This window comes from Mesorhizobium sp. ESP-6-4, assembly GCF_020164735.1.
Lineage (GTDB): Bacteria > Pseudomonadota > Alphaproteobacteria > Rhizobiales > Rhizobiaceae > Mesorhizobium.
On record NZ_JAIUGS010000012.1, the window covers coordinates 42,561 to 66,566 of the forward strand.

The 24,006-nt window shown below is 64.5% G+C and carries 26 protein-coding genes; 10 read left to right on the forward strand and 16 right to left on the reverse strand.

What is annotated here, in order from left to right; all coding sequences use genetic code 11:
* Window positions 1–113 precede the first annotated feature (113 nt).
* From LB523_RS20445 to LB523_RS20490, 10 genes are all read right to left on the reverse strand, one after another.
* A complete protein-coding gene (locus LB523_RS20445; protein WP_095766893.1) occupies window positions 114–1,664 on the reverse strand; it encodes a Do family serine endopeptidase in 1,551 nt (516 codons plus the stop codon).
* Window positions 1,665–2,064: 400 nt separating this feature from the next.
* On the reverse strand, window positions 2,065–2,529 hold the full coding sequence (locus LB523_RS20450) for a cytochrome c-type biogenesis protein (protein ID WP_224544164.1): 465 nt from the start codon (window positions 2,527–2,529) through the stop codon (window positions 2,065–2,067).
* Window positions 2,526–4,511, reverse strand: a complete 1,986-nt coding sequence (locus LB523_RS20455) for a heme lyase CcmF/NrfE family subunit (protein ID WP_224606399.1) — start codon at window positions 4,509–4,511, stop codon at window positions 2,526–2,528. Before LB523_RS20455 ends, LB523_RS20450 begins: the two co-directional genes overlap by 4 nt.
* A gap of 65 nt (window positions 4,512–4,576) precedes the next feature.
* Window positions 4,577–5,017, reverse strand: a complete 441-nt coding sequence (gene ccmE / locus LB523_RS20460; protein WP_140845772.1) for a cytochrome c maturation protein CcmE — start codon at window positions 5,015–5,017, stop codon at window positions 4,577–4,579.
* 4 nt (window positions 5,018–5,021) lie between these two features.
* The gene (gene ccmI / locus LB523_RS20465) at window positions 5,022–6,158 is read right to left on the reverse strand and encodes a c-type cytochrome biogenesis protein CcmI (RefSeq protein ID WP_224606401.1); all 1,137 of its coding nucleotides are present in this window, start codon (window positions 6,156–6,158) and stop codon (window positions 5,022–5,024) included.
* A 129-nt stretch (window positions 6,159–6,287) separates the two neighbouring features.
* Window positions 6,288–6,725, reverse strand: coding sequence for a hypothetical protein (locus tag LB523_RS20470; RefSeq protein WP_095766888.1), 438 nt, complete (start codon window positions 6,723–6,725; stop codon window positions 6,288–6,290).
* On the reverse strand, window positions 6,722–6,865 hold the full coding sequence (locus LB523_RS20475; RefSeq protein WP_176476990.1) for a hypothetical protein: 144 nt from the start codon (window positions 6,863–6,865) through the stop codon (window positions 6,722–6,724). The genes LB523_RS20470 and LB523_RS20475 overlap by 4 nt, the downstream gene beginning before the upstream one ends.
* Window positions 6,862–8,250 (reverse strand): ATP-binding protein, encoded by a 1,389-nt coding sequence (locus LB523_RS20480; protein ID WP_224606404.1) that lies wholly within the window; start codon window positions 8,248–8,250, stop codon window positions 6,862–6,864. The genes LB523_RS20475 and LB523_RS20480 overlap by 4 nt, the downstream gene beginning before the upstream one ends.
* 22 nt (window positions 8,251–8,272) lie before the next feature.
* Window positions 8,273–8,938: a response regulator transcription factor gene (locus tag LB523_RS20485; RefSeq protein WP_224606406.1), complete on the reverse strand. Its 666-nt coding sequence runs from the start codon at window positions 8,936–8,938 to the stop codon at window positions 8,273–8,275.
* A gap of 64 nt (window positions 8,939–9,002) precedes the next feature.
* Window positions 9,003–9,302 (reverse strand): hypothetical protein, encoded by a 300-nt coding sequence (locus LB523_RS20490; protein ID WP_095766886.1) that lies wholly within the window; start codon window positions 9,300–9,302, stop codon window positions 9,003–9,005.
* A 216-nt stretch (window positions 9,303–9,518) separates the two neighbouring features.
* Between LB523_RS20490 and LB523_RS20495 the strand changes: the two genes are divergently transcribed.
* On the forward strand, window positions 9,519–9,905 hold the full coding sequence (locus LB523_RS20495; protein WP_224606408.1) for an ester cyclase: 387 nt from the start codon (window positions 9,519–9,521) through the stop codon (window positions 9,903–9,905).
* A gap of 231 nt (window positions 9,906–10,136) precedes the next feature.
* On the opposite strand, the gene LB523_RS20500 is transcribed toward LB523_RS20495, so the two are convergent.
* The 3 genes from LB523_RS20500 to LB523_RS20510 form a co-directional block, all read right to left on the reverse strand.
* Window positions 10,137–10,523, reverse strand: coding sequence for a DUF3168 domain-containing protein (locus LB523_RS20500; RefSeq protein WP_224606410.1), 387 nt, complete (start codon window positions 10,521–10,523; stop codon window positions 10,137–10,139).
* Between the two features lie 164 nt (window positions 10,524–10,687).
* Entirely contained in the window at window positions 10,688–12,241 is a 1,554-nt protein-coding gene (locus LB523_RS20505; RefSeq protein ID WP_224606411.1) for a trimethylamine methyltransferase family protein, read from the reverse strand.
* A 12-nt stretch (window positions 12,242–12,253) separates the two neighbouring features.
* Window positions 12,254–12,418: a glycine cleavage T C-terminal barrel domain-containing protein gene (locus LB523_RS20510; RefSeq protein WP_224606413.1), complete on the reverse strand. Its 165-nt coding sequence runs from the start codon at window positions 12,416–12,418 to the stop codon at window positions 12,254–12,256.
* Between the two features lie 170 nt (window positions 12,419–12,588).
* Between LB523_RS20510 and LB523_RS20515 the strand changes: the two genes are divergently transcribed.
* The 7 genes from LB523_RS20515 (at window position 12,589) to LB523_RS20545 (ending at window position 19,386) form a co-directional block, all read left to right on the forward strand.
* Window positions 12,589–13,311: a hypothetical protein gene (locus LB523_RS20515; protein ID WP_224606416.1), complete on the forward strand. Its 723-nt coding sequence runs from the start codon at window positions 12,589–12,591 to the stop codon at window positions 13,309–13,311.
* Between the two features lie 325 nt (window positions 13,312–13,636).
* A complete protein-coding gene (locus tag LB523_RS20520; protein ID WP_224606419.1) occupies window positions 13,637–15,796 on the forward strand; it encodes a transglycosylase domain-containing protein in 2,160 nt (719 codons plus the stop codon).
* A 79-nt stretch (window positions 15,797–15,875) separates the two neighbouring features.
* A complete protein-coding gene (locus tag LB523_RS20525; protein WP_224545666.1) occupies window positions 15,876–16,460 on the forward strand; it encodes a DUF1214 domain-containing protein in 585 nt (194 codons plus the stop codon).
* Window positions 16,453–17,001 (forward strand): DUF1254 domain-containing protein, encoded by a 549-nt coding sequence (locus LB523_RS20530; RefSeq protein WP_140845761.1) that lies wholly within the window; start codon window positions 16,453–16,455, stop codon window positions 16,999–17,001. The genes LB523_RS20525 and LB523_RS20530 overlap by 8 nt, the downstream gene beginning before the upstream one ends.
* A gap of 396 nt (window positions 17,002–17,397) precedes the next feature.
* Window positions 17,398–18,405, forward strand: coding sequence for a DUF2336 domain-containing protein (locus tag LB523_RS20535; protein WP_224606422.1), 1,008 nt, complete (start codon window positions 17,398–17,400; stop codon window positions 18,403–18,405).
* A 197-nt stretch (window positions 18,406–18,602) separates the two neighbouring features.
* Complete coding sequence (locus LB523_RS20540; RefSeq protein ID WP_224530034.1) at window positions 18,603–19,031, forward strand: MerR family transcriptional regulator; 429 nt, start codon at window positions 18,603–18,605, stop codon at window positions 19,029–19,031.
* Window positions 18,967–19,386 (forward strand): carboxymuconolactone decarboxylase family protein, encoded by a 420-nt coding sequence (locus LB523_RS20545; RefSeq protein ID WP_224606425.1) that lies wholly within the window; start codon window positions 18,967–18,969, stop codon window positions 19,384–19,386. The genes LB523_RS20540 and LB523_RS20545 overlap by 65 nt, the downstream gene beginning before the upstream one ends.
* Window positions 19,387–19,461: 75 nt before the next feature.
* Here LB523_RS20545 and LB523_RS20550 read toward each other — a convergent pair whose 3' ends face one another.
* The 3 genes from LB523_RS20550 to LB523_RS20560 all read right to left on the reverse strand — a co-directional run bounded on the left by LB523_RS20550 (window position 19,462) and on the right by LB523_RS20560 (window position 22,378).
* On the reverse strand, window positions 19,462–19,809 hold the full coding sequence (locus LB523_RS20550) for a DUF1491 family protein (RefSeq protein WP_224529885.1): 348 nt from the start codon (window positions 19,807–19,809) through the stop codon (window positions 19,462–19,464).
* Window positions 19,810–19,878: 69 nt separating this feature from the next.
* A complete protein-coding gene (locus LB523_RS20555) occupies window positions 19,879–20,667 on the reverse strand; it encodes a peptidoglycan-binding protein (protein WP_224606428.1) in 789 nt (262 codons plus the stop codon).
* Window positions 20,642–22,378 carry a PAS domain-containing sensor histidine kinase gene (locus LB523_RS20560; RefSeq protein ID WP_224606431.1) on the reverse strand — a complete coding sequence of 579 codons (1,737 nt, stop codon included), beginning with the start codon at window positions 22,376–22,378 and terminating at the stop codon, window positions 20,642–20,644. The genes LB523_RS20555 and LB523_RS20560 overlap by 26 nt, the downstream gene beginning before the upstream one ends.
* A 555-nt stretch (window positions 22,379–22,933) precedes the next feature.
* Between LB523_RS20560 and LB523_RS20565 the strand changes: the two genes are divergently transcribed.
* Together LB523_RS20565 and LB523_RS20570 are read left to right on the forward strand one after the other, a co-directional pair.
* Complete coding sequence (locus tag LB523_RS20565) at window positions 22,934–23,326, forward strand: DUF5330 domain-containing protein (protein ID WP_224606433.1); 393 nt, start codon at window positions 22,934–22,936, stop codon at window positions 23,324–23,326.
* Between the two features lie 173 nt (window positions 23,327–23,499).
* Complete coding sequence (locus tag LB523_RS20570) at window positions 23,500–23,928, forward strand: SufE family protein (protein ID WP_095767172.1); 429 nt, start codon at window positions 23,500–23,502, stop codon at window positions 23,926–23,928.
* Window positions 23,929–24,006 lie beyond the last annotated feature (78 nt).

The following is a 24,006-nucleotide window of genomic DNA, read 5'->3' on the forward strand; positions in this document are numbered from 1 at the left end:
AACCCGCTGCCGTCAGGAGCGAAACACGGTGACTGACTTACGTGCTCGGCCCCATGTTTCCCCACGGCGGCTCGGGGGTGTTGATACCGCCACGGGGAAGCTGAAAGTCGATGTCAGCCCTTGCCGACCGGCAGCGCCACGAAGCGATTCGAGTCGTCGCGGGTGATCTGCATCAGCACGGCCTTGCGGCCGGCCTTGGCGGCATCCGTCATCGCCTTGGACACGTCGTCGGTGGTGTTCACGTCGTTCGAATTGATCGAGGTGATGACGTCGCCGGGCTGGATGCCGCGGTCGGCCGCGTCGCTGTCGGGATCGACGTCGGTGACCACGAGGCCCTTGCCTTTTTCCGCCTTGGTGACGGTCAGGCCGAGATCGGCAAGCGTGTCGGCCTTGGCCGCCGGCGCCGACTGCTTGTTGCTGTCGTCGTTCGAGGCCTGCTTGTCGCTTGCCGGCAGCGTGCCGAGATCGACCTTGACCGTCTCGTCCTTGCCGTTGCGCCAGACGGTGACATCGACCGGTTTGCCCGGCGCGAATGCACCGATCATCCGGGCGAGCTCCTTCGGCGAGGCGACATCCTTGCCGTCGACCTTGGTGATCACGTCGCCCGCGACGATACCCGCCTTCTTGCCCGGCCCGCCATCCTGGGCGCTCGAGACCAGCGCGCCCTTGTCCGACTTCAGGCCGAGCGACTCGGCGATATCGGAGGTGACCGGCTGGATCTCGACGCCGAGCCAGCCGCGCTGGACCGAGCCGCTCTTCATCAGGTCCTGGACCACCTGCTTGGCGGTGGAGGCCGGGATATCGAAGGCAATGCCGACGCTGCCGCCCGACGGCGAGAAGATGGCGGTGTTGATGCCGATCACCTGGCCGTTGAGGTTGAAGGTCGGACCGCCCGAATTGCCGCGGTTGACCGAAGCGTCGATCTGGATGAAGTCGTCATAAGGGCCGGCGCCGATGTCGCGGCCGCGGGCCGAGACGATGCCCGCGGTGACAGTGCCGCCCAGGCCGAACGGATTGCCGACGGCGACCACCCAGTCGCCGATGCGGACCTTGGAATCGTCGGCGAAGTCGACATAGGTGAATTTGTTGCCGCCGCCATCGACCTTGAGCACGGCGAGATCGGTGCGCGGATCGGTGCCGATCAGCTTGGCGTCGAGCTCCTTGCCGTCATTGGTGACGACGCTGAAATCCGAGCCTTCCGACACGACGTGGTTGTTGGTGACGAGATAGCCGTCCTCGGAGATGAAGAAGCCCGAGCCCTGAGCGATCGGACGCGGCTGGCCATTGCCATGGTCGCGGTGGTCGAAGCGGCGCATACCGAACTGGCCACCCTGGTCACCGAAGCCACGGAATTCCTTGAAGAAGCGGCGCAGCTGCGGATTGTCGGGCAGGTTGTCGAAACCGTCCTGGTCGTCGGAACCATCGTCGGCCGTGGGCTGGATCTTGGCCTTGACCTTAACGCTGACGACCGCCGGCGAGACATGCTCAACGACATCGGCGAAGCTCGGCACCTGCGGGGCTTCGACTCGCACGGCATCGGCCAGCACGGGGGCGGTGCCGGTGGCAAGCGCGCCCGCGCCGACCGCACCGATAACGGCCAGGGACGCTGCAGCCGCCATCAGGCGCTTTCGGGTGGAGGCAAATGAATTGGGGGCATTATTCATGGGGTTTCCTATCCTCTATCGACGTGGATGCACTCAGGCGAAGCATCCTCGGGCAAGAGGATTAGAGAGCCGCACATTACGGCGCCATTTCCGGTACATGAAAGTTTTGTAATGTTGAGGATTGGCGACGATGACATGCCGCGCTTGGAGGGCTTGCGGAAGCACCCGAGACTTCGTCATTCCAGGGCGAAGCAGGAGCGAAGCTCCGTCGCGGAGATCCTGGAATCCATGCCGTTACCTCGCGCGAGGGTTGCAGCAGAGCAGAAATTCTGGACGGCCGCGACGCTTCGAAGTCACGGAATGGATCCTCGGGTCTGCGCGCGTCGCTTCGCTCCTTGCTTCGCCCGTGGATGACGACGACACAGGGGTCTCGGCCAACCTCCGAGGTCCGCAATTCATGTTAGTCGCTTAGCATCTTATCCAGCGCCGCCTGTTCCTCGGCGCTCAGGGTGCTGTCCGGCACAGTTCGGCGCGAGCGGGCGCTGAGCGCGATGAACAGGCCCCCGGCCAGAAGCAGAAACACCGGCGTGCCCCACAAAAGCGCGTTGCGCAGGCTGAAGCGCGGCTTCAAGAGCACGAACTCGCCATAGCGCGAGACGATATAGTCCATCACCTGCTGGTCGGTGTCGCCGGCGACGAGGCGCTGGCGCACGAGGATGCGCAGGTCGCGAGCAAGATCGGCGTCGGATTCGTCGATCGACTGGTTCTGGCAGACCATGCAGCGCAGGCCTTCGGACAGCGCACGCGCCCTCGCCTCCAGCGCCGGGTCTTTCAGCACCTCGTCAGGCTTCACCGCCTGTGCGGCGCCGCCGAAGAACAGCGCCAGCAGCAGGACCAGCGAGGCGAGCGAAAATCTTGCCTTCATGGCGAGGCCGCTGCCGCTATCGCAGGCTTGCGCCGCTTTGCCGGCGCGCCGACGCGCAGGCGGCGGTCGAGCAGCGACATGGCCGCGCCCGCCATCATCACCAGCCCGCCGCCCCAGATCAGCGTCACCAGCGGCTTCCACCAGAGGCGCACGACGACGGAGCCGTCATTGTTCTCGTCGCCGAGCGACAGATAAAGCTGGCTCAAGCCCAGCGTCCTGATGCCGGACTCCGTCGTCACCGTCTGGCGCACCGGATAGAAGCGTTTTGCGGAGGTAATCACGCCATCGGCGTTGCCGTCGGCGCCCATCAGCAGGAAGCGGCCGCGATCCTCGGTGAAATTCGGGCCTTTCTGCGGGGAGAGCCCTTCGAAGCGCAGCGTGTGGCCGGAGAGCTCCACCGTTTCGCCAGGGCGCATGGAGAGGATCTTCTCGGTGCCGAAGCAGAGCGTGCCGACGATGCCGAGCAAAGTCAGCCCGAGGCCGAGATGGGCCAATGCCGTGCCGAAGACGGAGCGCGGCAGGCCGGCGAAGCGGCGAAGCATGACGGCCGGCGCCACAGAGCCGAAGCCGGATTTGACGGCAAGGTCGGTCAGCGCGCCGACGACCAGCCACACGGCAAGACCGACGCCGAGCGCTGCGAAGACCGAGGCGCCGTCGATGAACAGGCCGGTGACGAGCATCGCGGTGATCGCCAAAGCGAAGGCCGCCATCAGACGCTGCGAGGCGGCAATGACGTCGCCACGCTTCCAGGCGAGCAAGGGGCCGAACGGCACGATCGCCAATAGCGGCAGCATCAGCGGGCCGAAGGTCAGATCGAAGAACGGTGCGCCGACCGAGATCTTGCCTCCGGTCAGCGCCTCCAGCGCCAGCGGGTAGAGCGTGCCGACCAGCACCGTTGCCGTGGCGGTGGTGAGAAAGAGATTGTTCAGCACCAGCGCGCCTTCGCGCGAGATCGGATGGAACAGGCCGCCCGCCGTCAGCCGCGAGGCGCGCAGCGCAAACAGCGCCAGCGAGCCGCCGATGAACAAGGTCAGGATGCACAGGATGAAGACGCCGCGCGCCGGATCGGTGGCGAAGGCGTGCACGGAGGTCAGCACGCCGGAACGTACCAGGAAAGTGCCGAGCAGCGACAGCGAGAAGGTCAGGATGGCCAAGAGCAGTGTCCAGATCTTCAGCGCCGAACGCTTTTCCATGACGATGGCCGAATGGAGCAGAGCGGTGCCGGCGAGCCAGGGCATGAAGGAAGCGTTCTCGACCGGGTCCCAGAACCAGAAGCCGCCCCAGCCGAGCTCGTAATAGGCCCAGTAGGAACCCATGGCGATGCCGCCGGTCAAAAACATCCAGGCGACCAGCGTCCAGGGCCGCACCCAGCGTGCCCAGGAGGCGTCGATGCGCCCCTCGATCAGCGCCGCGACCGAGAAAGAGAAGCAGATCGAGAAGCCGACATAGCCGAGGTAAAGCATCGGCGGGTGGATGGCGAGGCCGAGGTCCTGCAGGATCGGATTGAGGTCGCGGCCCTCGATCGGCGCCGGATTGAGGCGGATGAACGGGTTGGACGTCGCCAGGATAAACAGGAAGAACGCGGCGCCGATCATGCCTTGCACGGCCAGCACATTGGCTTTGAGCGTCGCCGGCAGATTGTTGCCGAAGACGGCGACCAGCGCGCCGAAGAAGGTCAAGATCAGCACCCAAAGCAGCATCGAGCCTTCGTGATTCCCCCAGGTGCCGGTGATCTTGTAGATCATCGGCTGCAGCGAATGGGAGTTCTCCCAAACGCTCGCCACCGAGAAATCCGAGCCGGCATAGGCGCTGGCAAGGGCGGCGAAGGACAACGCGGTCAACGCAAAGCCGGTGACCGTGACCGGACCACCGACCGCCATCAGCCGCTGGTTGCCGGTGCGGGCGCCGACCAGCGGCACCAGCATTTGCACCAGGGACAGCGCGAAGGCGAGCACAAGCGCGAAATGTCCGGTCTCGACCATTGGTTACCTGTTCTCTCGCAGGTTCTGATCGCAAAACCGCATGGCACTTTTACGGAACCAGCTCATCAGTTCGTGCTTTCCTGCCAAACACCCTTGGCCTTCAGGCCGTCGGCGACTTCCTTGGGCATGTAGCGCTCGTCGTGCTTGGCCAGCACGCTGTCGGCGACGAAGACGCCGTCCGGGCCGAAAGCGCCCTCGGTGATGACGCCCTGCTCCTCACGGAACAGATCGGGCAGGATGCCGGTATAGGTGACCTTGACTGATTTCTGCTTGTCGGTGACCGAGAAGGCGACGGTGGCGCCCTGCCCGCGCATGATGGTGCCCTTCTCGACGAGACCGCCGAGCCGGATGCGCTGGCCGGGCGGCACGCTTGCCGTGGCGAGATCGGCCGGCATGTAGAAATAGGAGGCCTTCTGTCCCAGCGCATAGAAGGTGAGGCCGGCGGCGGCGCCGAGGAAGGCCAGCCCCGCCAGGATCACCGACATCCGCTTCTGCTTGCGCGTCATTGCCTTACTCCGTCGCCGTCACGCCGAGCGACGCGGCGAAGGCGGTGAATTTCTTGGCCTGTTCACTGTCGGCACCAAAGGCGGCGACAGCGCGGCCGAGCGCGTCGCGCGCCTGGTCGGCCTTGCCAAGTACGACATAGGAACGGATGAGCCGTATCCATCCTTCCTCGTCGCGGGGATTCTGCTTCAATTTGTCGTCGAGACCGGCGACCATGGTCTCGATCATCGCCTGCCGGTCCTGCGGCGACATCTGTTGCGCGGCTTCCGCCTGTTGCGCGTCGGGGCCGTTGGCCGATGCGGCATCGGCGACAGCAGGCTCCCCGGCCTCGGCAAGCGCCTGCCGGACGGCGCTGCGCCAGGGCGAATCCGGCGCGAGCTGGCCGAGCATCTTTTGCCAGGCGGCAACGGCATCGGCCTTCTTGCCTTCCTGCGCCAGGCCCACCGCCAGATAGAAATTCGCCTTGGCGTTGGCCGGATCGAGCTTCAGGGCCGCCTCGAAGGCTTTTTGGGCGTCTGCCGAAACAATGCCGCCGGCAGCGCTCGCGATCGCTTCGCCGAGACCCGACTGGCGCACGGCGCTGTCGCCGTCGAGGCGTATGGCGTTGCGATAGGCGGTCACGGCGTCGGGAAAGCGCTGCAGTCGAAGATAGATCGGAGCCAGCACGTCCCAGCCCTTGCCGTCCGACGGATTGGCGGCGAGATGGGCTTCGGCGCGGGCGACCAGCTCGTCGACCGAGGCATCGGCCGGGTTCTTGGCCAGACGTTCGGCCAGCGGCTGCGAAGGCAGATCGGGAGAGCCGAGCATTCCGTAGAGCCCCCAGCTCAGCAGGGGAACCGCAAGCACGGCTATGCTGGCGACCCACTTGGCGCTGCGCGCAGGCTTGAGTATTGCCGCGTCCGGCTGCACGGCCGCGCCCAGACGCAGGATGCGGCGGCCGATCTCGGCACGCGCCTCGTCGGCCTCCCCGGGCTGGATCAGGCCGCGCGCCATGTCGCGGTCGAGCTCGGAAAGCTGGTCGCGATAGACTTCGAGATCGTGATCGCCGGCCGACGACGCGACTTTCATGCCGCCGGTAAGCGGCAACAGCACGGCCAGGCTGGCGCCCAGCGTGAGGATTGCGGCTATGACCCAGAACAGCATGGTCCTTCCAATAAAGGCAGAGCCCTGCCCTGCCAACACGGACGTACTGCGACGCTTTGACGGCAGACGCGCCGTCCGACCTTGATCGAGGTCAATCCGACCGAATAACGGGTCCGGCCGGGTTTCTTTCTAGGTCAGCGGCGTCCAGCTGCCGTCGGCATTGCGGCAGGCGGTGCCGCGTGCGGTGACACCCGCGCCGCTCGTATAGATGGTGTGGGTGTACTGGCGGCAATCCTGCGAGCCGACCCTGTAAGGCTGGGCGGCGACGACCTCGCCATAATGCGAGGAGTTGTCGCTCTTCCACGTCACCTTCTGGCCGCTGGTGTTGTATTCCAGCGCCTTGTATTCCGCTTCCAGGCCCTTGCGCTTTTCGGCATCGCTGAGGCCCGAACCGATCGACCCGCCGATAAGCCCGCCATTCATGGCCGAAACGATGCCGGTCGACACCTTGCCGCCGGTCGGCGGCGTGGAAACAGGCGTGACGGGAGAGGTCGGACCACCCTTGCCCAGAGTCGTGCAGCCGGAAACGGCGAGCAGGGCGGAAACGAGCGCGACGCGAATCTTCATGCCGACAACCGGTTCTCTTCAGCGGGATGGAACTGGATGGACTGGGGGCGCGCCATCAGGACGTTTTCATCGCCATAGTGTTGATATTTGTCGGAAATTTGGCCGTCGGCCGCTGCTCGCAAATCGATAAAAAACATCATTGAAGGCTCCGCAATCCCACAACCGCCCTCAAGCCGCCCATGCCGGACCGTTCCAGCGCCAGCGAGCCTCCATACTCGTTGACGAGGTCGGCGACAATGGCCAGCCCGAGCCCTGTTCCCGGCTTCGTCTCGTCGAGTCTCTTGCCACGTTTCAAAACTTCCCGCGCGCTGTCCTCGGGAATGCCCGGGCCATCATCCTCTATAACGATTTCGAACACGTTGCTCATTCCCGGTGCAAGCGCGACCGAAACGGCAACGGCGCTCTTTGCCCATTTCATCGCATTGTCGAGCAGGTTGCCGAGCAATTCCTCCAGATCCTCGCGCTCGCCGGCAAAGACGATCTCCGCCGGCGGCAGCGACAGCGTCAGCCTGGTTTGCGGATTGAGTTTCCGCAATACGCGCACCATGCGCTCGACCAGCGGCGAAACCGGCGTGCGGAAAACGACGCTGTCGCGCTGCGCGGCGACGCGGGCGCGCTGCAGATAGTGGTCGACCTGTTTCTGCATGGAAGTGGCCTGCTCGACGATCAACTGGCCCTTGGCGCCGCCGAGCGCGCGGCCCTCATTGATCAGCACGGCTAAGGGCGTCTTCAGCGAATGGGCAAGGTTGCCGACCTGGGTGCGCGAGCGCTCGACGATGCGCCGGTTGTTCTCGATCAGCGCATTGGTCTCGCTGGCCAGCGGCTCGATCTCGGCCGGGAAGCTGCCGTCGAGCCGCTGCGCGGTGCCCTCGCGCACCATGGCGAGCGCATTGCGGACCCGGCGCAAAGGCTGGAGACCCAGCAGGATGGCGATGGCATTGATGGCGATCATGCCGACGCCGAACAGCGAGAGATAGGTGAGCAGGCGACGCTGGAAGCTCGCAATCTCCTGCTCGAGCTCGCTGTGGTTGCCCATGACACGGAAGCGCGCGGCGCGGTTCTTGGCGTCGAGCACGAACTCGCTCTCGAACACTTCGAGCCGCTCGCCCTTGATGCCCTCCATCGAGTAGCTGCGCTGGAAGTTCGCATTGAACGGGACCTCCGCGACGCTCGGCGACAGGAGCGAGGTCGTCATCGAGGAGGAATGGATTTCGCCATGCACGCCTTCGGAGGCAGGCTCCACCGACCAGTACCAGCCGGAATTCGGCTCGGAAAAGCGCAGGTCGCCGAGGTCAGGCGAGCCGGTCAGCGCGCCGTTGTCGGAAATGCCGACGGAGCCGATCAGGTTGAACAAATGCGCCGAAAGCAGGCTGTCGAAGCCGCGCTCGCTGGCCTGGCGGTAAAGCGTGGTGATGAGGGTGAAGATGACGACCAGAGTCAGGATCGCCCAGATGGTGGAAAAGGCGATGACGCGGAAGGTCAGCGAGCGCGGCCAGAGCCGCAGCTTCGAAAGCCGCGTTTCCATGGTTGGCTTCAGCGGTTCCGCGTCACGCCTCCGGCTCACGCATGCGATAGCCCATGCCACGCACGGTTTCGATCATGTCGATGCCCATCTTCTTGCGAAGCCGGCCGACAAACACTTCTATCGTGTTGGAATCGCGATCGAAATCCTGATCGTAGAGATGCTCGACCAGCTCGGTGCGCGACACCACCTCACCCATATGGTGCATCAGATAGGCGAGCAGCCGGAACTCGTGCGAGGTGAGCTTGAGCGGCACGCCATTGACGTCGGCCTTGGACGCCTTGGTGTCCAGGCGCAACGGCCCGCAGGTGAGTTCCGACGAGGCATGGCCGGCCGCGCGGCGGATCAGCGCCCGCACTCGCGCCAGCACCTCCTCGATGTGGAAGGGTTTGGTCACATAATCGTCGGCGCCGGCGTCGATGCCGGCCACCTTGTCGCTCCAGCGGTCGCGCGCGGTCAGGATCAGCACCGGCATCTTGCGGCCGCCGCGGCGCCAGTGCTCGACGACGCTGATGCCGTCCATCTGCGGCAGGCCGATATCGAGGACAACGGCATCGTAAGGCTCGGTGTCGCCGAGGAAGTGCCCCTCCTCGCCGTCATAGGCGCGGTCGACCACATAGCCGGCATCGACCAGCGCGTCGGCCAGTTGCCGGTTGAGATCCTTGTCATCCTCGACGACGAGCACGCGCATGGGGTTGAAGCCTGTTGTTGGGTAGACCTATAGGCCGATTCCGCCAGCCTGGGAAACGACAGGGTCAGCCCATCGGAACGACGATTTCCGAGCGGCGGGGACGCTGGCCTTCCTTGCCGGGAACCAGAACGACAATCACGCAGACCTGCTGGCCGCCCCGCGTCGCCTGCGAGGCCTTGGCCAGCGTGCCGCCATTCTGCGCGGCGACCTGCTGGCCGATGGCGTAGCAATCGCTGGCGGCGAGCACCACCGGCCGATCGACCGACGGCTCGGTGACCGGCAGGGCAATCGCCTGCGACGCAAAGAGGCCGGCTGCGGCAAGCGCCAGCACTGCTTTGCGGAGATGAGGGCCAAACTTTTTCATGATCACGGTTCTAACGCATATGGGCTGAACGTGAAATGAACGGTGAACGATCGAAAATCCATGCCCGCCATGCCCCCTATGGACGCCAACGCTCCCTCAAGCCCGGGTGCAAATTCATAGCCGGAAAATAAGTCGGTCCGCTACGCTTTTCGGCCTGCCGATTCCGTGCCCCGCGCTACCTAGTGTAGAAACGCCGGACGGCCATGGGAGGATGCGATGACGCGTGAGGATATTGCCCATCTCTACCGGGGCTACATCGCCTGCCTTAACGAGCAGGACTGGGGCAATCTCGGCCGGTTCGTCGGCGAGGAGGTGCAGTATAATGGCGAGACGATCGGGCTGTCGGGGTATCGGCGCATGCTGGAAGGCGATTTCGAGGCCATTCCCGACCTGCGTTTCAACATCGAGCTTCTTATCTCGGAGCCGCCGCGCGTGGCGGCGCGCCTGCATTTCGACTGCCATCCCAAAGGCGTGCTGTTCGGCCTGCCGGTCCACGGCAGGCGGGTTTCATTCGCCGAGAACGTGTTCTACGAATTCCACGACAGCCGCATAAGGGAGGTCTGGTCGGTCATCGACAAGGCCGCGATCCAGGCGCAGCTTTAGGGTGTGTTGATGTTCAGGTGAGGCTGGCCTGCAAATGCCGGCTTCCTGCGCTCCGGTGCTCACGTACTTTAAGTACGCTCCGCGCCGGCCTTCGCCGGCCGAAGCCCTCATAAGTGTATGCGCTCTATGAAGGCTACGGCCGGCGTAGGCCGGTTCTCGGAAGCCACCCAGTTTGGTCGCTTCGCGCCCGTCTTCGACTCCGACTCGGCCTGACCTGAATCTCGACACACCCTATGCACTTTCCTGGGTCAGCGCGCGGAAGCGCAGCAATCCATGATAGACTGCAAGATCCTCGTCATAGCGCGCCTCGGCGAATTCCAGGGACAGGCGCGTCTGGCCGCGCGGGCCAATGGACAGCGCCGCGCCATCGAGGCTCGCCTTGATGCTGTCCATGATGAGGCGTGTCTCGGCCTCGCCCTGGGCTTTCGACCAGACGTGCAAGGTGACCAGCTGGTCATTGTCGTTGTCGACGCCGGTCTCGAGGTCGAAGGCGCTGGTGCGGCCGTATGTGACGTGCGGAAAGGCGGCCTTGTCGCTCGCCTGCTCGAGCAGGCCCGCGCCACCGAGCAGCGCCGACAGCGACTCATCGGTCTTCAGCCTCAGGAACAAGGCTTGCATCAAATCGCCAGGCGCCGTCATCTACCGTCCATCGCCAACACATGTCTCCGTGCCGCAGCCAATTCCGGCAGCGTAGCCGCGCTCGCGATCCGATGCCAGATCGCAAATCGATTTGAGTATAGCGTGAAGGGCGAAGGTCTAGAATTTACTATGTTTTCGTCAAATCATGAGACCGGAGCCGCGCCGCCTTCTTCGGTGCGCCTGGCAATGAACTCGTCGAGCACTCCCGCGGCGGCGGCAGCGGTGGCCGGCGGCTGGAAGTCGGCGACAATCCGCTTCCAGATGCCGGTCGCGCGCTCCGTGGCTGTCTTGCCGCCAGCCTGCGTCCAGTTGCCGAAGTTCGACCAGTCGGCCACCAGCGGCTCGTAGAAGGCGCTGCGGTAGCGCGTCATGGTGTGGGTGGCCGAGAAGAAATGACCTCCGGGCTGCACTTCGGCAATCGCTTCGAAGCCAATTGCATCCTCGTCGCCCGGCGTCGTGGCGCAAAGCTCGGCGACCGTCTGCAGCGCCTCGACGTCGGTGATCAGCTTCTCCAGCGAGACGCTGAGACCGCCTTCCAGCCAGCCGGCGGCGTGGATGCAGACGGTGGCGCCGGCCAGCACCGAGCCCCACAGCGCGAACTGGGTCTCGTGCGCGGCCTGCGCGTCGGAGACATTGGCGGCGCTGCCGCCGCCGGAGCGCCAGGGCAGGCCGATGTGGCGAGCTAGCTGCCCCGCCCCAAGCGTCGCCTTGACGTGCTCCGGCGTGCCGAAGGCCGGAGCGCCGGACTTCATGTCGACATTGGACGAGAAGGAGCCATAGACCACCGGCGCGCCAGGCCGCACGATCTGGGCCAGCGTCAATCCGGCGAGCGCCTCGGCATGCTGCAAGGTCAGCGCGCCGGCGACCGTGATCGGCGCCATAGCGCCCGCCAGGCAGAAAGGCGTGATGACCAGGACCTGACCGGCCTTGGCGAAGTCGATGATGCCTTGCGCCATTGGAATATCCAACTGGCGCGGCGAGTTGGTGTTGATGACGGTGTAGCAATGGGCGCCGGCGCGGAACTCGTCCTGTGAGAGGCCGCGCGCTAGGCGGATCATCTCGAAGCCGTCCTCGACCTGCGGCGTGCCACGCGCGAAGACGAAGGGGAACTTGTCCGACAGCGTCAGCTGCGCCCGGTTGACGGCATAGTGGCGGAAGCGGTTGTCGAGTTCCTGCGGCTCGACGCAAGGCCCGAGCATATGCAGCACGTCGAAATGCTGGATCAGCTTGATGAATTCCTCGAAGGCCTGGAGCGTGCCCGGCCGGCGGCCGCGCTGGAGATCGGTGACATTGGGGGCGCCGGAGCCGGCCAGGAAGGCCATCGAGCCGAACTCGAGCGTCAGGTCGCGGGCGCGATCGCCGCCAAGAGCCGGAATGGAGCGCGGCGCCGAGGCAAGTGCTGCCTCGACCAGGTCGCGGCCGATCCTGACCATCTGGCTGTCTTCGTCGACCAGTGCACCGGCCTTGGCGTAGATGGCGCGGGCCTCGGGCAGCAGCACCTTGATGCCTAGCTCCTCCAGCACGCGCAGCGCGGTAGCGTGGATGGCCGCGACCTGGTCGTCGGAAAAGATCGGCTGTGGCAGGAACGGATTCTTCAGCGACCAGTAATTCGGATGGCGGCTCGACTCGCTGCCGGCCTCCCCGGTCCGTCCCCGGCGGCGCTCGCGCCTGAGATCGCGTGCGGCTTCTTCAATCATGGCGGTTTCTCCTCATTGCCGCATCGCCTTGGCTTCGGCGTCGCAGGGCGAGGCCGCGATGACGCGCGCCGGCCGTTCGACCCCGACAATGTGTACGGAAAGCTCGGTCCCCTCCCCGGCGAAACCGTCATCGAGCAACGCCAGGGCGACGCTCTTGGCGACCCTGTAGCAACGCACCCTGCCGGCGCGGAGGTTCCCATCTGTTCGTTCAAGCCGACGACCGTTGGACACCCACGTCTCGCGACCTTCCGAAGAATCGGATGCATTTTGGAACAATTAAAGATTGTTTCAGTTCAAGGTCCGTCACAAAGCCGCGTCATTTCAAGGCAGCGAGTTGACGGCATCCAATGACGACGGGCGAGGACAAAACCAGCGATCAAACCCTGCAATGCCTCACGACCGAACATTTCGTGTTGCAGACGGCGCGGTCGGCCACCATCCAGGAAGCCAATTCGCGCGCAGACCTTTTCCTGACCGCCGTTTCCAGCGCGACCGTCGCGCTGGCATTCGTCGCTCAAGTAACGCGCATGGGGCAGCCATTCGTTTTTTTCAGTCTGATCCTGCTTCCCTGCCTGTATTTCATCGGTATCGTCACCTTCGTTCGGGCGGTCCAAGTCGCAATCGAGGACATGGTCCTCGCACGTGGCATGGCTCGCATCCGGCACTATTTCGTGGAGACGGCTCCAGGCGTGGAGAAATACTTGATCCACTCCCGTCATGACGACGACGAGGCATTGCTCGTCAGCAAAGCCCTTCGCTCCTCGCACTGGCAGTCATTCATGAGCACAGCGGGGATGGTGAGCGTCGTCGCCAGTGTCATCGCAGGTGCTTTCGCCGGCGTGCTGGCGAAAGCCGTCGCAGTCCTGGGTATCGTTCCGGCAACCGGAATTGGCATGTTGGTATTCGCCGTCAGCGTCTTCGCCCTTCGTCGGTACCAAGAGGCTAGATGGAATGCTGTCGAACATATGCTGGACGTGCGGTTTCCAAGCACCACAGCTGCCTCCCGTGGCGCCGGCCGTTCAGATGAACGGGTCGAGAGCACCCCGGAGCATAATCGTGCAAGTCTATGAATTCGCGCGGCAAGAATGGGCCAACCTCGCGTGACAGACGCCTCGATGCCGCAAGGCGCGCGTCAGCCATCTCGCCGCCCATCAGCGCTCCTTCATCGGCCAGGAACCGACCGAGGCGGATGCGGTGCATCGTATGCGATTCATCGCAGCGCGGTGATTTCGATCGGCCGTTGACGGCCAGCACACCTCCGATCAACAAAGCTGGTGCTGTGGCTTCGCTGCCCTTGTGAGCGGTGATAAAATGGTCGAATAGTTTGACAGGGTGCCACCCTGAAACTGCCCGCATGCTGTTTTCGGGCGAAAGGGCGTTGGGGCGGAAGTCGGAATGGCAAGTCCTTCGAAACCACGCAAGAGGAGAAGAGGCCGCATCGCTTCGGCGCTGCTCGGCGTCGACGCTTGGTTCGATAGCTCGCTCTACGAGATCGGCTTCAAGGCCCGCGAATTCTGGGAAGCGGCGACCATCTTTTCCCGCCGTTTCCGGGTGCATGGCTGGCGCCGCACGGTCATCGAGGTGCTGAGCGAAGGGTTCACCATGGGCGCCGGCGGCTTCGTGGTGCTGCTCGCGCTCGCCATGCCCGCCTTCGACATCACCACCGGCGACTGGCGCAGCCAGGGCGACTTCGCCGTGACCTTCCTGGATCGCTACGGCAACGAGATCGGCCAGCGCGGTATCATCCAGCGCGATTCCGTGCCGGTCGACGAGATGCCCGACATCGTCATCAAGGCGGTGCTGGCGACCGAGGACCGGCGTTTCTTCGACCATTACGGCATCGATGTCCTCGGCCTGTCGCGCGCGATCTTCGAGAATGTGCGCGCCAACTCCGTGGTCCAGGGCGGCTCCAGCATCACGCAGCAGCTCGCCAAGAACCTGTTTCTCTCCAACGAGCGCACATTGGAGCGCAAGATCAAGGAAGCCTTCCTGTCGCTATGGCTGGAAGCGAACCTGTCCAAGAAAGAGATTCTGCAGCTCTATCTCGACCGCGCCTATATGGGCGGCGGCACGTTCGGCATCGAGGCGGCGGCGGATTTCTATTTCGGCAAGAGCGTGAAGGATTTGAGCCTCGCCGAAGCGGCGATGCTGGCCGGCCTGTTCAAGGCGCCGACCAAATACGCCCCGCACATCAACCTGCCGGCGGCCCGTGCCCGCGCCAATGTGGTGCTATCAAACCTGGTCGATGCGGGTTTCATGACCGAGGGCCAGGTGCTGCAGGCGCGCTTGCATCCGGCCGACGTCGTCGATCGCGGCGAGCAGAAGAGCCCGGATTATTTCCTCGACTGGGCCTTCGACGAGGTCAAGAAGATCGCCAAGCCCGGCCAGCACTCGCTGGTCGCCCACACCACTTTCGACGCCAACATCCAGAAGGCGGCCGAGGAGTCGGTCGAGTTCCATCTTCGCCAGTTCGGCAAGGAATACAATGTCACCGAAGGCGCGGTGGTGGTGATCGAGACCAACGGCGCGGTGCGCGCCATCGTCGGCGGCCGGGATTATGGCGCCAGCCAGTTCAACCGCGCCACCAAGGCTCTGCGCCAGACCGGTTCATCCTTCAAACCGTATGTCTACGCCACAGCGATGGAGCACGGGTTCACGCCGGACTCGGTGGTTTCCGGCGGCGCGATCAGCTGGGGCAGCTGGTCGCCGCACAATTACAGCGGCGGATCGGCCGGCAACGTGACGCTGCTCACGGCGATCGCCAAGTCGATCAACACGGTGCCGGTGCGGCTCGCCAAGGATTACCTCGGCATCGGCCCGATCAAGGCGATGGCCGAATCGATGGGCGTGGAATCGCCACTGGAAGCGCACAAGACCATGGTGCTCGGCACATCCGGCATGACGGTGATGGACCAGGCGACGGGCTACAGCGTCTTTGCGCAGAACGGTTTCGTCGGCTCGCGCCACGGCATCACCCAGCTCGTCACCCGCACCGGCGACGTGGTCTATGACTGGGCCAAGGACGCGCCGCCACCGCACCGCGTGCTGTCGGAAAAGGCGCTGAAATACATGAACACCATGCTGGCGGCGGTGCCGGTTATCGGCACCGCGAGACGCGCCCAGCTTCCGAACATCGTCGTTGCCGGCAAAACCGGGACGACGCAATCCTACCGCGACGCCTGGTTCGTCGGCTTCACCGGCAATTACACAGCCGCCGTCTGGCTCGGCAATGACGACTTCACGGCGACCAACAAGATGACAGGCGGCTCCCTGCCGGCGATGGTCTGGCAGCGGCTGATGGTCTACGCGCATCAGAACATTGATCTGAAGCCGATCCCCGGTCTCGACAATCCTTGGGTCGATCCGGAGGTCGCGGCCAAGGCCGAGGAAGCGGCCAAGAAGGAAGCCGACGCAGCGGCGGCGCAAGCCGAGGCCGAGCGCCCGCCGGTGCTTTCCAGCCGCACAAGCCAAACGTTACGGGACATGACCAAGGCGTTCCAGGCCGCGCCGGCGCTCGTTGCGCCCACCATGCCGGAGACGCTTTCGGCGCTTTAGGGCGGCCGTCGCGTGAAGCCGGCTTGCCACGGCACCCCGCGCCGCGATATCCCGGGCAACCTCCTCTGTTGCGGCTCTCATGCTCAAGAACGCCATCCTGACGCTGCTTTCGCTTGCCATAGCCATCGGGCTTGGCGGCTACAGCGTCTGGTATGCGCTCAACGCGCAGGACGGCGTGGGCGCGATCCGCATCGGCCAATGGACCGCTTTCCCGGAAGTCGGGACACTGGCCGCCGACCCTTATTCCAAGGCGCGCGTGGCACGCGAGGGCGTGCTGGCGCTCGGCCAGGCCGAGGGACTTGCCTTCGTCGCTGAGCGCGACGATGCCGGCGAGCCGCTGAAACGCGAATGCACCTATACGATCGAAGGCGGTTATCCGACCGCCCGCTTCTGGACGCTCTACGCCGCCGACCAGTCGCTTGGCGTGATCGACACAGGCAAGCCGAGGCAGTCGGCGCTGCAATCCTACGAAGTGCTGCGCCAGCCCGACAATTCCGTCGTCATCTCCGTCGGCAGCCGGCCGGCGCCCGGAAACTGGCTGCTGACCGGCGGCTCCGGCAAGATGTATTTCGTGCTGACCTTCTACGACACGCCGATCGCCTCGAGCACCGGCCTCTCGGACGTGACACTGCCGCGCATCCTGAAGGCGGGCTGCAATGCGTAGACTGCTGCATGCCCTGATCCTCGGCCTGCTCGGCGCCGGCATCGTGCACATCGTCGTGCTGTTCCTGGTGCCGGAATTTTCCGAACGCGATGCCTGGTCGCGCCTGGCGATGGCATCCGATTTCTACAAGATGACGCGGCTAGACGCTGAGGCCGGCGGCGCGCCGGTGGTGAAATCGGTGGATCCATTGTTTTATGCGGCCGCCTGCCGCTTCAACCTTGCCGACGGGCTGGTCAGGATCAGGGCGCCGGGCGACGTGCCGTTCTGGTCGGCCTCGGTCTACGACCGCAACGGCCACAACATCTATTCCTTCAACGACCACAACGCCAATGGCGAGAAGCTCGACGCGGTGGTGTTGACGCCGGCGCAGATGATCGACGTGCGGCGCGACCTTCCGGAGGATCTGCAGGGCGCGATCTTCGTCGAGGCGCCGATCGAGGAAGGCATTTTCGTCGTCCGCGCCTTTGTGCCGGACGGTAGCTGGAAGCCGATCGTGTCACGCTTCCTCGATCAGGGCGCCTGCGAATTGCAGGACTACTGAGAAAGGCGCCCGATCAGTGATGCGGCTTGGCAGGAGGCGGAGAGCCCGGCCTGTCGGAGCTGCTGTCGCCGGGCCGTGCCTCACCGGCCTGCGGATGCAACTCGTAACGGACGCCGGGGAAAATGATGACCGCCGCCGCCGTCGTGGTGTCGTGACTTGCTCGATTTACTGGTGCCGCTCGCGGCACAAAAGACAGGACCATGCCCATGGTTCGCGCATTCCTCTCGGTTTGACCGGAGCACAACGCAACGCCTCCAAAGTTGATTAAGGGGCTTAGAGGGTTAACGGAGCGCTAACGGATCGCGGCTAATTTGACGTTTGTTTTCCTGAAGGTGCGAAACCGGCCCGGCCGGATTGCGCGGTTCGGGATTGTGTCGAGTATCGGGCGTATCCTCCGTGTCATCTTCCGATTTCAGGCAAATCGCTATCCGGACCGAAGCGGGAAAGGCCGAAAGGCTGTTCCGCGCCGCCGTGTCGGCCTTCTGCTCGCTGACGCGTCCCTCGCGCCGCGAGATCGCCCAGCTCGAAGACCTGACGCTGCCGCTGTTCGACGAAGTCTCGGTCGAGTCGCGCCGCTACGTCGCTGCCGCCCTTTCCGAATGCGACTACGCGCCGGCCGCGCTGGTGCGGCGGCTGGCTGAAGAGCCGGTCGAGATCGCAGCCCCCTTGCTCACCCGCTCCAACGCGCTGAGCGACATCGACCTCATCGCGCTGATCGGCCGGCACGGCCTGCCGCATGCGCGCGCCATTGCGCGCCGCAAGGAGCTCAACCCGACGATCGCTGACCTGATCCGCGTGCTGGAAAGGCCGACGCTGGTCAAGGCACGGCCGCCCGAGACGGTCACCAGGCTTGCGCCGAAACCCGAGCCGGTGGCCAAGGCGGATACCGACCGTCCCGCGCCAGGCGAAGCCGCGGAGCACGCGCGGCGCCGCCTGCGGGCGATGATGCGCCCGACCGGCGACGCTGCCGACGTCAACACCTTCCTTGGCCAGCCGACCTATGTGAAGTTGCGCGAGACGGCGCTGACGGGGAACCTGGCATTCTTCCAGACCGCGCTGGCCGATGCGCTGGAGATCGACTTCGCGACGGCCCGCTCGGTGACCGGGCAATCGGGCTATGTCGCGCTGCTTGCGGCGCTGCGTGCCCTCGACCTCAGCGAAGACAGGGCCTTCCTGATCGCAGTCGCGGTCTATCCCGGCGAGTTCCCGCATCCGCAGGCGATCCGCCTGTTCCTCGACAGCTATCGGCTGCTGCACCGCGAGACGGCGCTGGACAAGGTACGTGCCTGGAAGGCCGAGACGCTTTCGCGGGCGATCCGCGGCAGTGCTTCCGATGCGGTTGACATCGAGAGCCGCGCAGCCTCGAACAGCGACGCGGCGAGTGCCAGCGTCAAGGCATCCTGATCGGTTTAAAGCGCCTCGCGCTGAAGGAACCCGGTGGCGACGCGCTTCAAGCGTTTGTTTTTTATTTTAAAATCAACGAGCCGATGTTCGTCGCGAGACCGGGCATTTCCGCGACACGACAAAGTGACAACGCCTCTTGACTTAGAGTGCGTTCTAACTCGTAGCTTTCTGGGCGTCGTGACGAAAGAATGGCATTGATGAAGATTGGCGAGCTGGCGAAGCGTTCGGGACTGTCTGCCTACACAATCCGTTACTATGAGCGGATCGGGCTGCTTCCCCATGCCGAGAGGGACCAATCGGGCCAACGTGACTACGACGCATCAATCCTGACCTGGATAGAATTTCTCGACCGGCTCAAAACGACCGGGATGCCTATTCGGGAAATGCTGCGTTACGCGGCCTTGCGGGAGCGCGGCGCCGACACGGAAGCGGAGCGCGGCGCGCTGCTCAAGCAGCACCGTGAGCGTGTCCGTGCGCATGTGGCCAAACTGCAAGCCTGCCTTCTCGTCCTCGACACCAAGATCGCCGGATATGCCGGCGTGAAACAGAGGATGAAGGACTATGACGCATCAATCCACGAACATCGGCGAAAGCCGGCTGGAACGCGGCAAGCGGGCGCTCGCTGAAATCGACGGCGAAGCCGGCCACAAAGTCATTGCCGCTCTTGCTGACATTGCCCCCGACTTCGCGAACTACGTGTTCGAGTTCTCGTTTGGCGACATCTACAGCCGCCCCGGTCTCGATCTGCGCGCCCGTGAGATCGCGACCATCGCGGCGCTGACAGCGATGGGAACCGCTACCCCCCAACTGAAAGTCCATATCGAGGCGGGGCTCAATGTCGGGCTGACCAAGGACGAAATCGTCGAAACCATCATCCAAATGACGGTCTATGCCGGCTTTCCCGCGGCGCTCAACGGGTTGTTTGCGGCCAAAGAAGTCTTCGCCGCACGGTTTCCCGCCCAGAACGGGGAAGCGGCGTGATGAACCTTCTGCGCTTCCTTAGCCCGCGGCCGGCGCTCTTGCTCTCATGGTGATTCCCGTAGACGGTAAAACGCCCTAGTCGGCCTTCACCGAAAGAAGCTCCTCGACGGGAACGGTCCCGCCCTCGATCTCGACCACCCAAATGTCGGGATCGAATTTCTTCTCCCGCTCCAGCCGCGCATCGAAGGCCGAGCTGTCGTCACTCGTCCCGAGCACAGCGAAAAAGCGCTCATCGGGCTTGGCCGAATCGTAGCTGGTCTGCGGCGCCGGCCCGTAGAAGGTCACCTCCCCCAGACGCCCGCGCGACAAGACGAAGACGGCGCCAGCCTCGGTCGCGCCGCGCTTGACGACGGCGGCGAAGCCGCCGGCGCCGAACACGCGGCGCACAAGGGCCGATACCCAGAGATCGGTGGTCACGCGCACGGGAAGGTCCTGGATGTCATGCGCGGTTTCTTACAGCAAGGATCAAAGAACCGAAACGATCGCTGCCGCTCAGTTCGTCAGGCCGATCTCGCGCATTTTGACATAAACGGCCTCGTCCGGCTCGCCGGTCTCGGGCAGCCCGAACAAGGCCTGGAATTCCTTGATCGCGGCCTTGGTGCGGGCACCGACCTTGCCGTCGAGCTGCATGTCGCCATTGCCGAACGCCTTGAGGCCGGCCTGGATCTTGACGATGCGGGCGTCGGGCGGCTGCGTGGCGCCATCGGCCGGAGCGGAGACCTGGATCACCTGCGGTTTGGCAGACGCGGCGACTGCGCCATCGGCCGGCCGCGGCATCGGGTGGGGAATGGCCGCCGTCGTCTGGCGGGCGCCAAGCTGGTCGAGCAGCGCGCCGTCAATCTCGCCCGACCCCGGCAGCCCCACTTTCAGCTGATAGGTCTGGATGGCCTTGCGCGTGGCCGGTCCGCTGAGGCCGTCGACCGTGCCGTCGTAGAAGTTGAGGTCCTTCAGAATGCCCTGCACCTGCTGGACGACCGGATCCGGCTTGGCCGCGGGCTGGGCCGGCGCCTGGCGCACGATGTTGATGGTGGTCTCCGGCTCGTCGGAGACCGTATGCGGGAAGTTCTCGATGCTTCGGGTGGCGAAGAACGCGCCGGTATGCGGAAAGGGCTGATACCAGAGCGCGTTGGCCGAGACGTAGAACAGCGTCACCAGGAAAGCGGTCGAGCCGCCGACCAGAACCGGGTTGCTGGCGATCAGTTGACCGACGGCAACCGCGCCCTCGGCAAGAACGCCGCGCTCGGGTTCGACCACCTTAGGCCGTTTTGCGGAGCGAGCCATTCCTCTCCCCATTTGCGTCCCCCTTCGGCTTGGCCGCCGGCATGGCCAGCACGCCGGATGGCGCACCGGATCGCCGCTTCGGCCCGTTCACCGGCAGGCCGATCGTCACCGTGGTGCCCTCACCCGGCGCGCTCTCGATCGACATCGTACCTTCGTGCAGCGCCACCAGGCCCTTGACCAGCGACAGGCCGAGTCCGGTTCCCTCGAAACGACGCGTGTAGTCGTTCTGGATCTGCATGAACGGCTTGCCAAGATTGGCCATGTCCTCCTCGGCGATGCCGATACCGGTGTCGCTCACCCAGAAATGCAGGTGCGAGCCGACGCGCTTGGCGCCGATCACCACGCTGCCGCCATCGGGCGTGAACTTCACCGCGTTCGAGGCGAGATTAATCAGAATCTGCTGGACCGCCCGGCGGTCGGCATTGATCTCGCCCGCATCCGGGGCAATCTGCGTGGCAAGAACTATGCTCTTGGCGTCGGCCAGCGGTCGCATCATCGAGCGGCACATGTCGACGGCCTCGACAAAGCGGAACGGCTCCAGCTCGGTCGCATAGGCGCCCGCCTCGATGCGCGAAACATCGAGGATCGAGGTGACGACGGACAGCAGATGCTGGCCGGACTCCCTGACCAGGCCGACATATTCCTTCTGACGCGGATCCTTGAAGGGCCCGAACATCTCATGCAGGAGCATGTCGGAAAAGCCGAGGATCGCATTGAGCGGCGTGCGCAGCTCGTGGCTGACCACGGCCAGGAAGCGGCCCTTGGCCACTTCGGCAGCCGCAGCGGCTTCCCTCGCCTGCGCAAGCTCCTCGCGAAGTGCTGCGACATCGTCATTTTCGCGCAGAACCAGGGTGAAGACGTCGCAGTCGACTGCGCCGCGCAGCAGCTCGAGGCTGAACGGGCGGAAATTGTCGACCGCGCCAGAACCCTCGCGCGGCAAGCGGATGCGCAGATCAAGCCGGCGCTTCGGCGCGCCCTCGCGCATGTCGGCCAGAGCGGTGAGATAAGCGACGCGGTCGGAAAGATGGATGCGGTCGAACAGGCCGGTGCCGAGCAGAAGCTCGGGCGCCAATTTCAGGATCGAACGCGTCTTGGCGGACGCGTCGACCACTTCGCCCTGGCGCCCGAGGCGGAGCACGACGGCGTCGATGACGTCCTCGAGACGATCGCCGGCAGGCTCCGCCGACCGCAAGCCGGCCGGGCTGACGAAGGCGGCGGCCCGCGGCAACAGCGTCAGCGCCCAGGCGAGCGGCAGCAGCCAATGCCAGGCGGCGGTCTCGCCGAGCGGCAGCAACTGCCCGGCAAAGGGCTGCAGCACGATAGCGGCAAGCGCCGCCAGCGCGCCCGTCAGCGCGGCGCGCCGCGGCCCTGAGACCCACCAGCTTTCGACCGGCAATGCGACAGCAAGGAGTGCCGCCGGCGAGGCCAATCCGCCCGCCGCAGCGATAGCGCCGGCTAGGGCAAGCCCACCCAACACGACCGCCATGCGGCCGGCAAGCGCCATATGGCCGGTGGCCGCCACCAGAAGCGCCGCGAACCAGCACAGGCCGAAAGCGGCAAAGATCGCGGCTATCGTGACGGCAGCGCCGAGACTTGAAGTGACCAGCGTGACCGCGGCGCCCGCGGCAAGGAAGGGCGCGGCGAGCATGACGCCGATGAAGCGGCGCTGGCGCAGGCGTTCCGCCTCACCCGTCACGGTCGGGTGAACCATGCGTTCGCAGCCGGCGGAAACCGCGCCAGGCAATTGAACGTATCTGGCTGAAATAGAACTCAACGCACGCGTACCCGGTCGTGAAAAACGCCTGCCTGGCAGGTGACTCATCAATTGGCTTGAAACTCGCATCCAGCGTTTAAGGAATGGATAAGGCTGGCGAAGCCGGCGACCGCGCCAAGGCAAATATTGTGATGCTAGCCCGGCAAAGCATGCCGAGTTGGCGCCATGGTAAACGGCGGGTTAGCCGCAAGGCCTGTGCCAAAACGGGCCGAAACTTGAACCGGCTAAGTTCTTCCTGGAACAAAATCGTTTGATAACAACGCGATATATGGTTATCATGAAGTTAACGGTGTCGATGAGATTCAACACAAGCCCATGTCAAAACCGATCCTTTCGAATTTGCCTAAAATTTGAGGAAAATTCGCGGCTTCGGTGCAAGCCGTCCTTTGCGTGACCGTGCCACTATCGTGCCCATAAAAGAGGTCATGCCGATGGATGCGTGATCCGTCACGGATGGATGCATCATTCCATCCCGGATGAGAGGCAAGTAAGATGGGCTTTCTGATCAGGATGGCTTTCTGGTTTTCGCTGGTGCTGCTGGCGCTGCCGCTCGGCGTCGGCCCGGGCGAGAACGGCCAGCAGAGCGTCGGACCGATCCAGGCGCTGTTTGCGGCGCGCGAGGCGGTCGGCGACATTGCAGGGCTCTGCGAGCGCAAGCCCGATGTCTGCGAGACCGGCAAATCGGCCATGTACACCATCACCGTTCGCGCCAAGGAAACGGCCAAGATCGCCGCGGCCATGATCGACGACCAGCAGTCCGGGCCGGCAGGCACGCCCGAAACGAAGGTCGCGGATGGCTCCGTCACGACCACCGGCAGCGTCGCCGAGGACATCGTGTTGCCGACCAAGGTCAACATTCCGGTGATGTTGACGGCCAAGAACTGAATTCTTTCCGGCCGTTCGCCCGGCACTTCAATTTTAGTGCATTCCTGGCGCAAAACCGCCTACGCACGTTTCCCAGAATTGCTCTAACGCCGCGGGCCCCGTCCGACCTCTCGACGCCCGCGGCGTCTTTCTTTTTCCGTGACGCGGCCGTGTCGGGCCACTATATGCGGGCAATGGCCACCTCGATTCAGACCATCCGCGACGACTTTTCCCTGCTCGACGAGTGGGAGGACCGTTATCGCTATGTGATCGAGCTCGGCGAGAGCCTGCCGCCTTTCCCTGAGGAGGAGCGCACGGCTGCGAACAAGGTGCCTGGCTGTGTGAGCCAGGTGTGGCTCACCACCAAGCAGGGAGCGGGCGCCGATCCGGTGATCGGCTTCCAGGGCGATTCGGACGCCCATATCGTGCGCGGCCTCGTCGCCATCATGCTGGCGCTGTTTTCGGGCCGGCGGGCAAGCGAAATCCAGAACACGGACGCCGAAGCGACCCTGAAGGAGCTCGGCCTTGACGAACATCTGTCGCCGCAGCGCGCCAACGGCCTCCGTTCGATGGTCAAGCGCATCAAGCGCGATGCGGAAGCGGCGCTGAAGCAGACGGCCTGATCCGGCCGATATCGCTCCCATCAGGAAAGCAAAACGGCGCCGCAAGGGCGCCGTCGAACTGCTTGACGAGCTGAGACC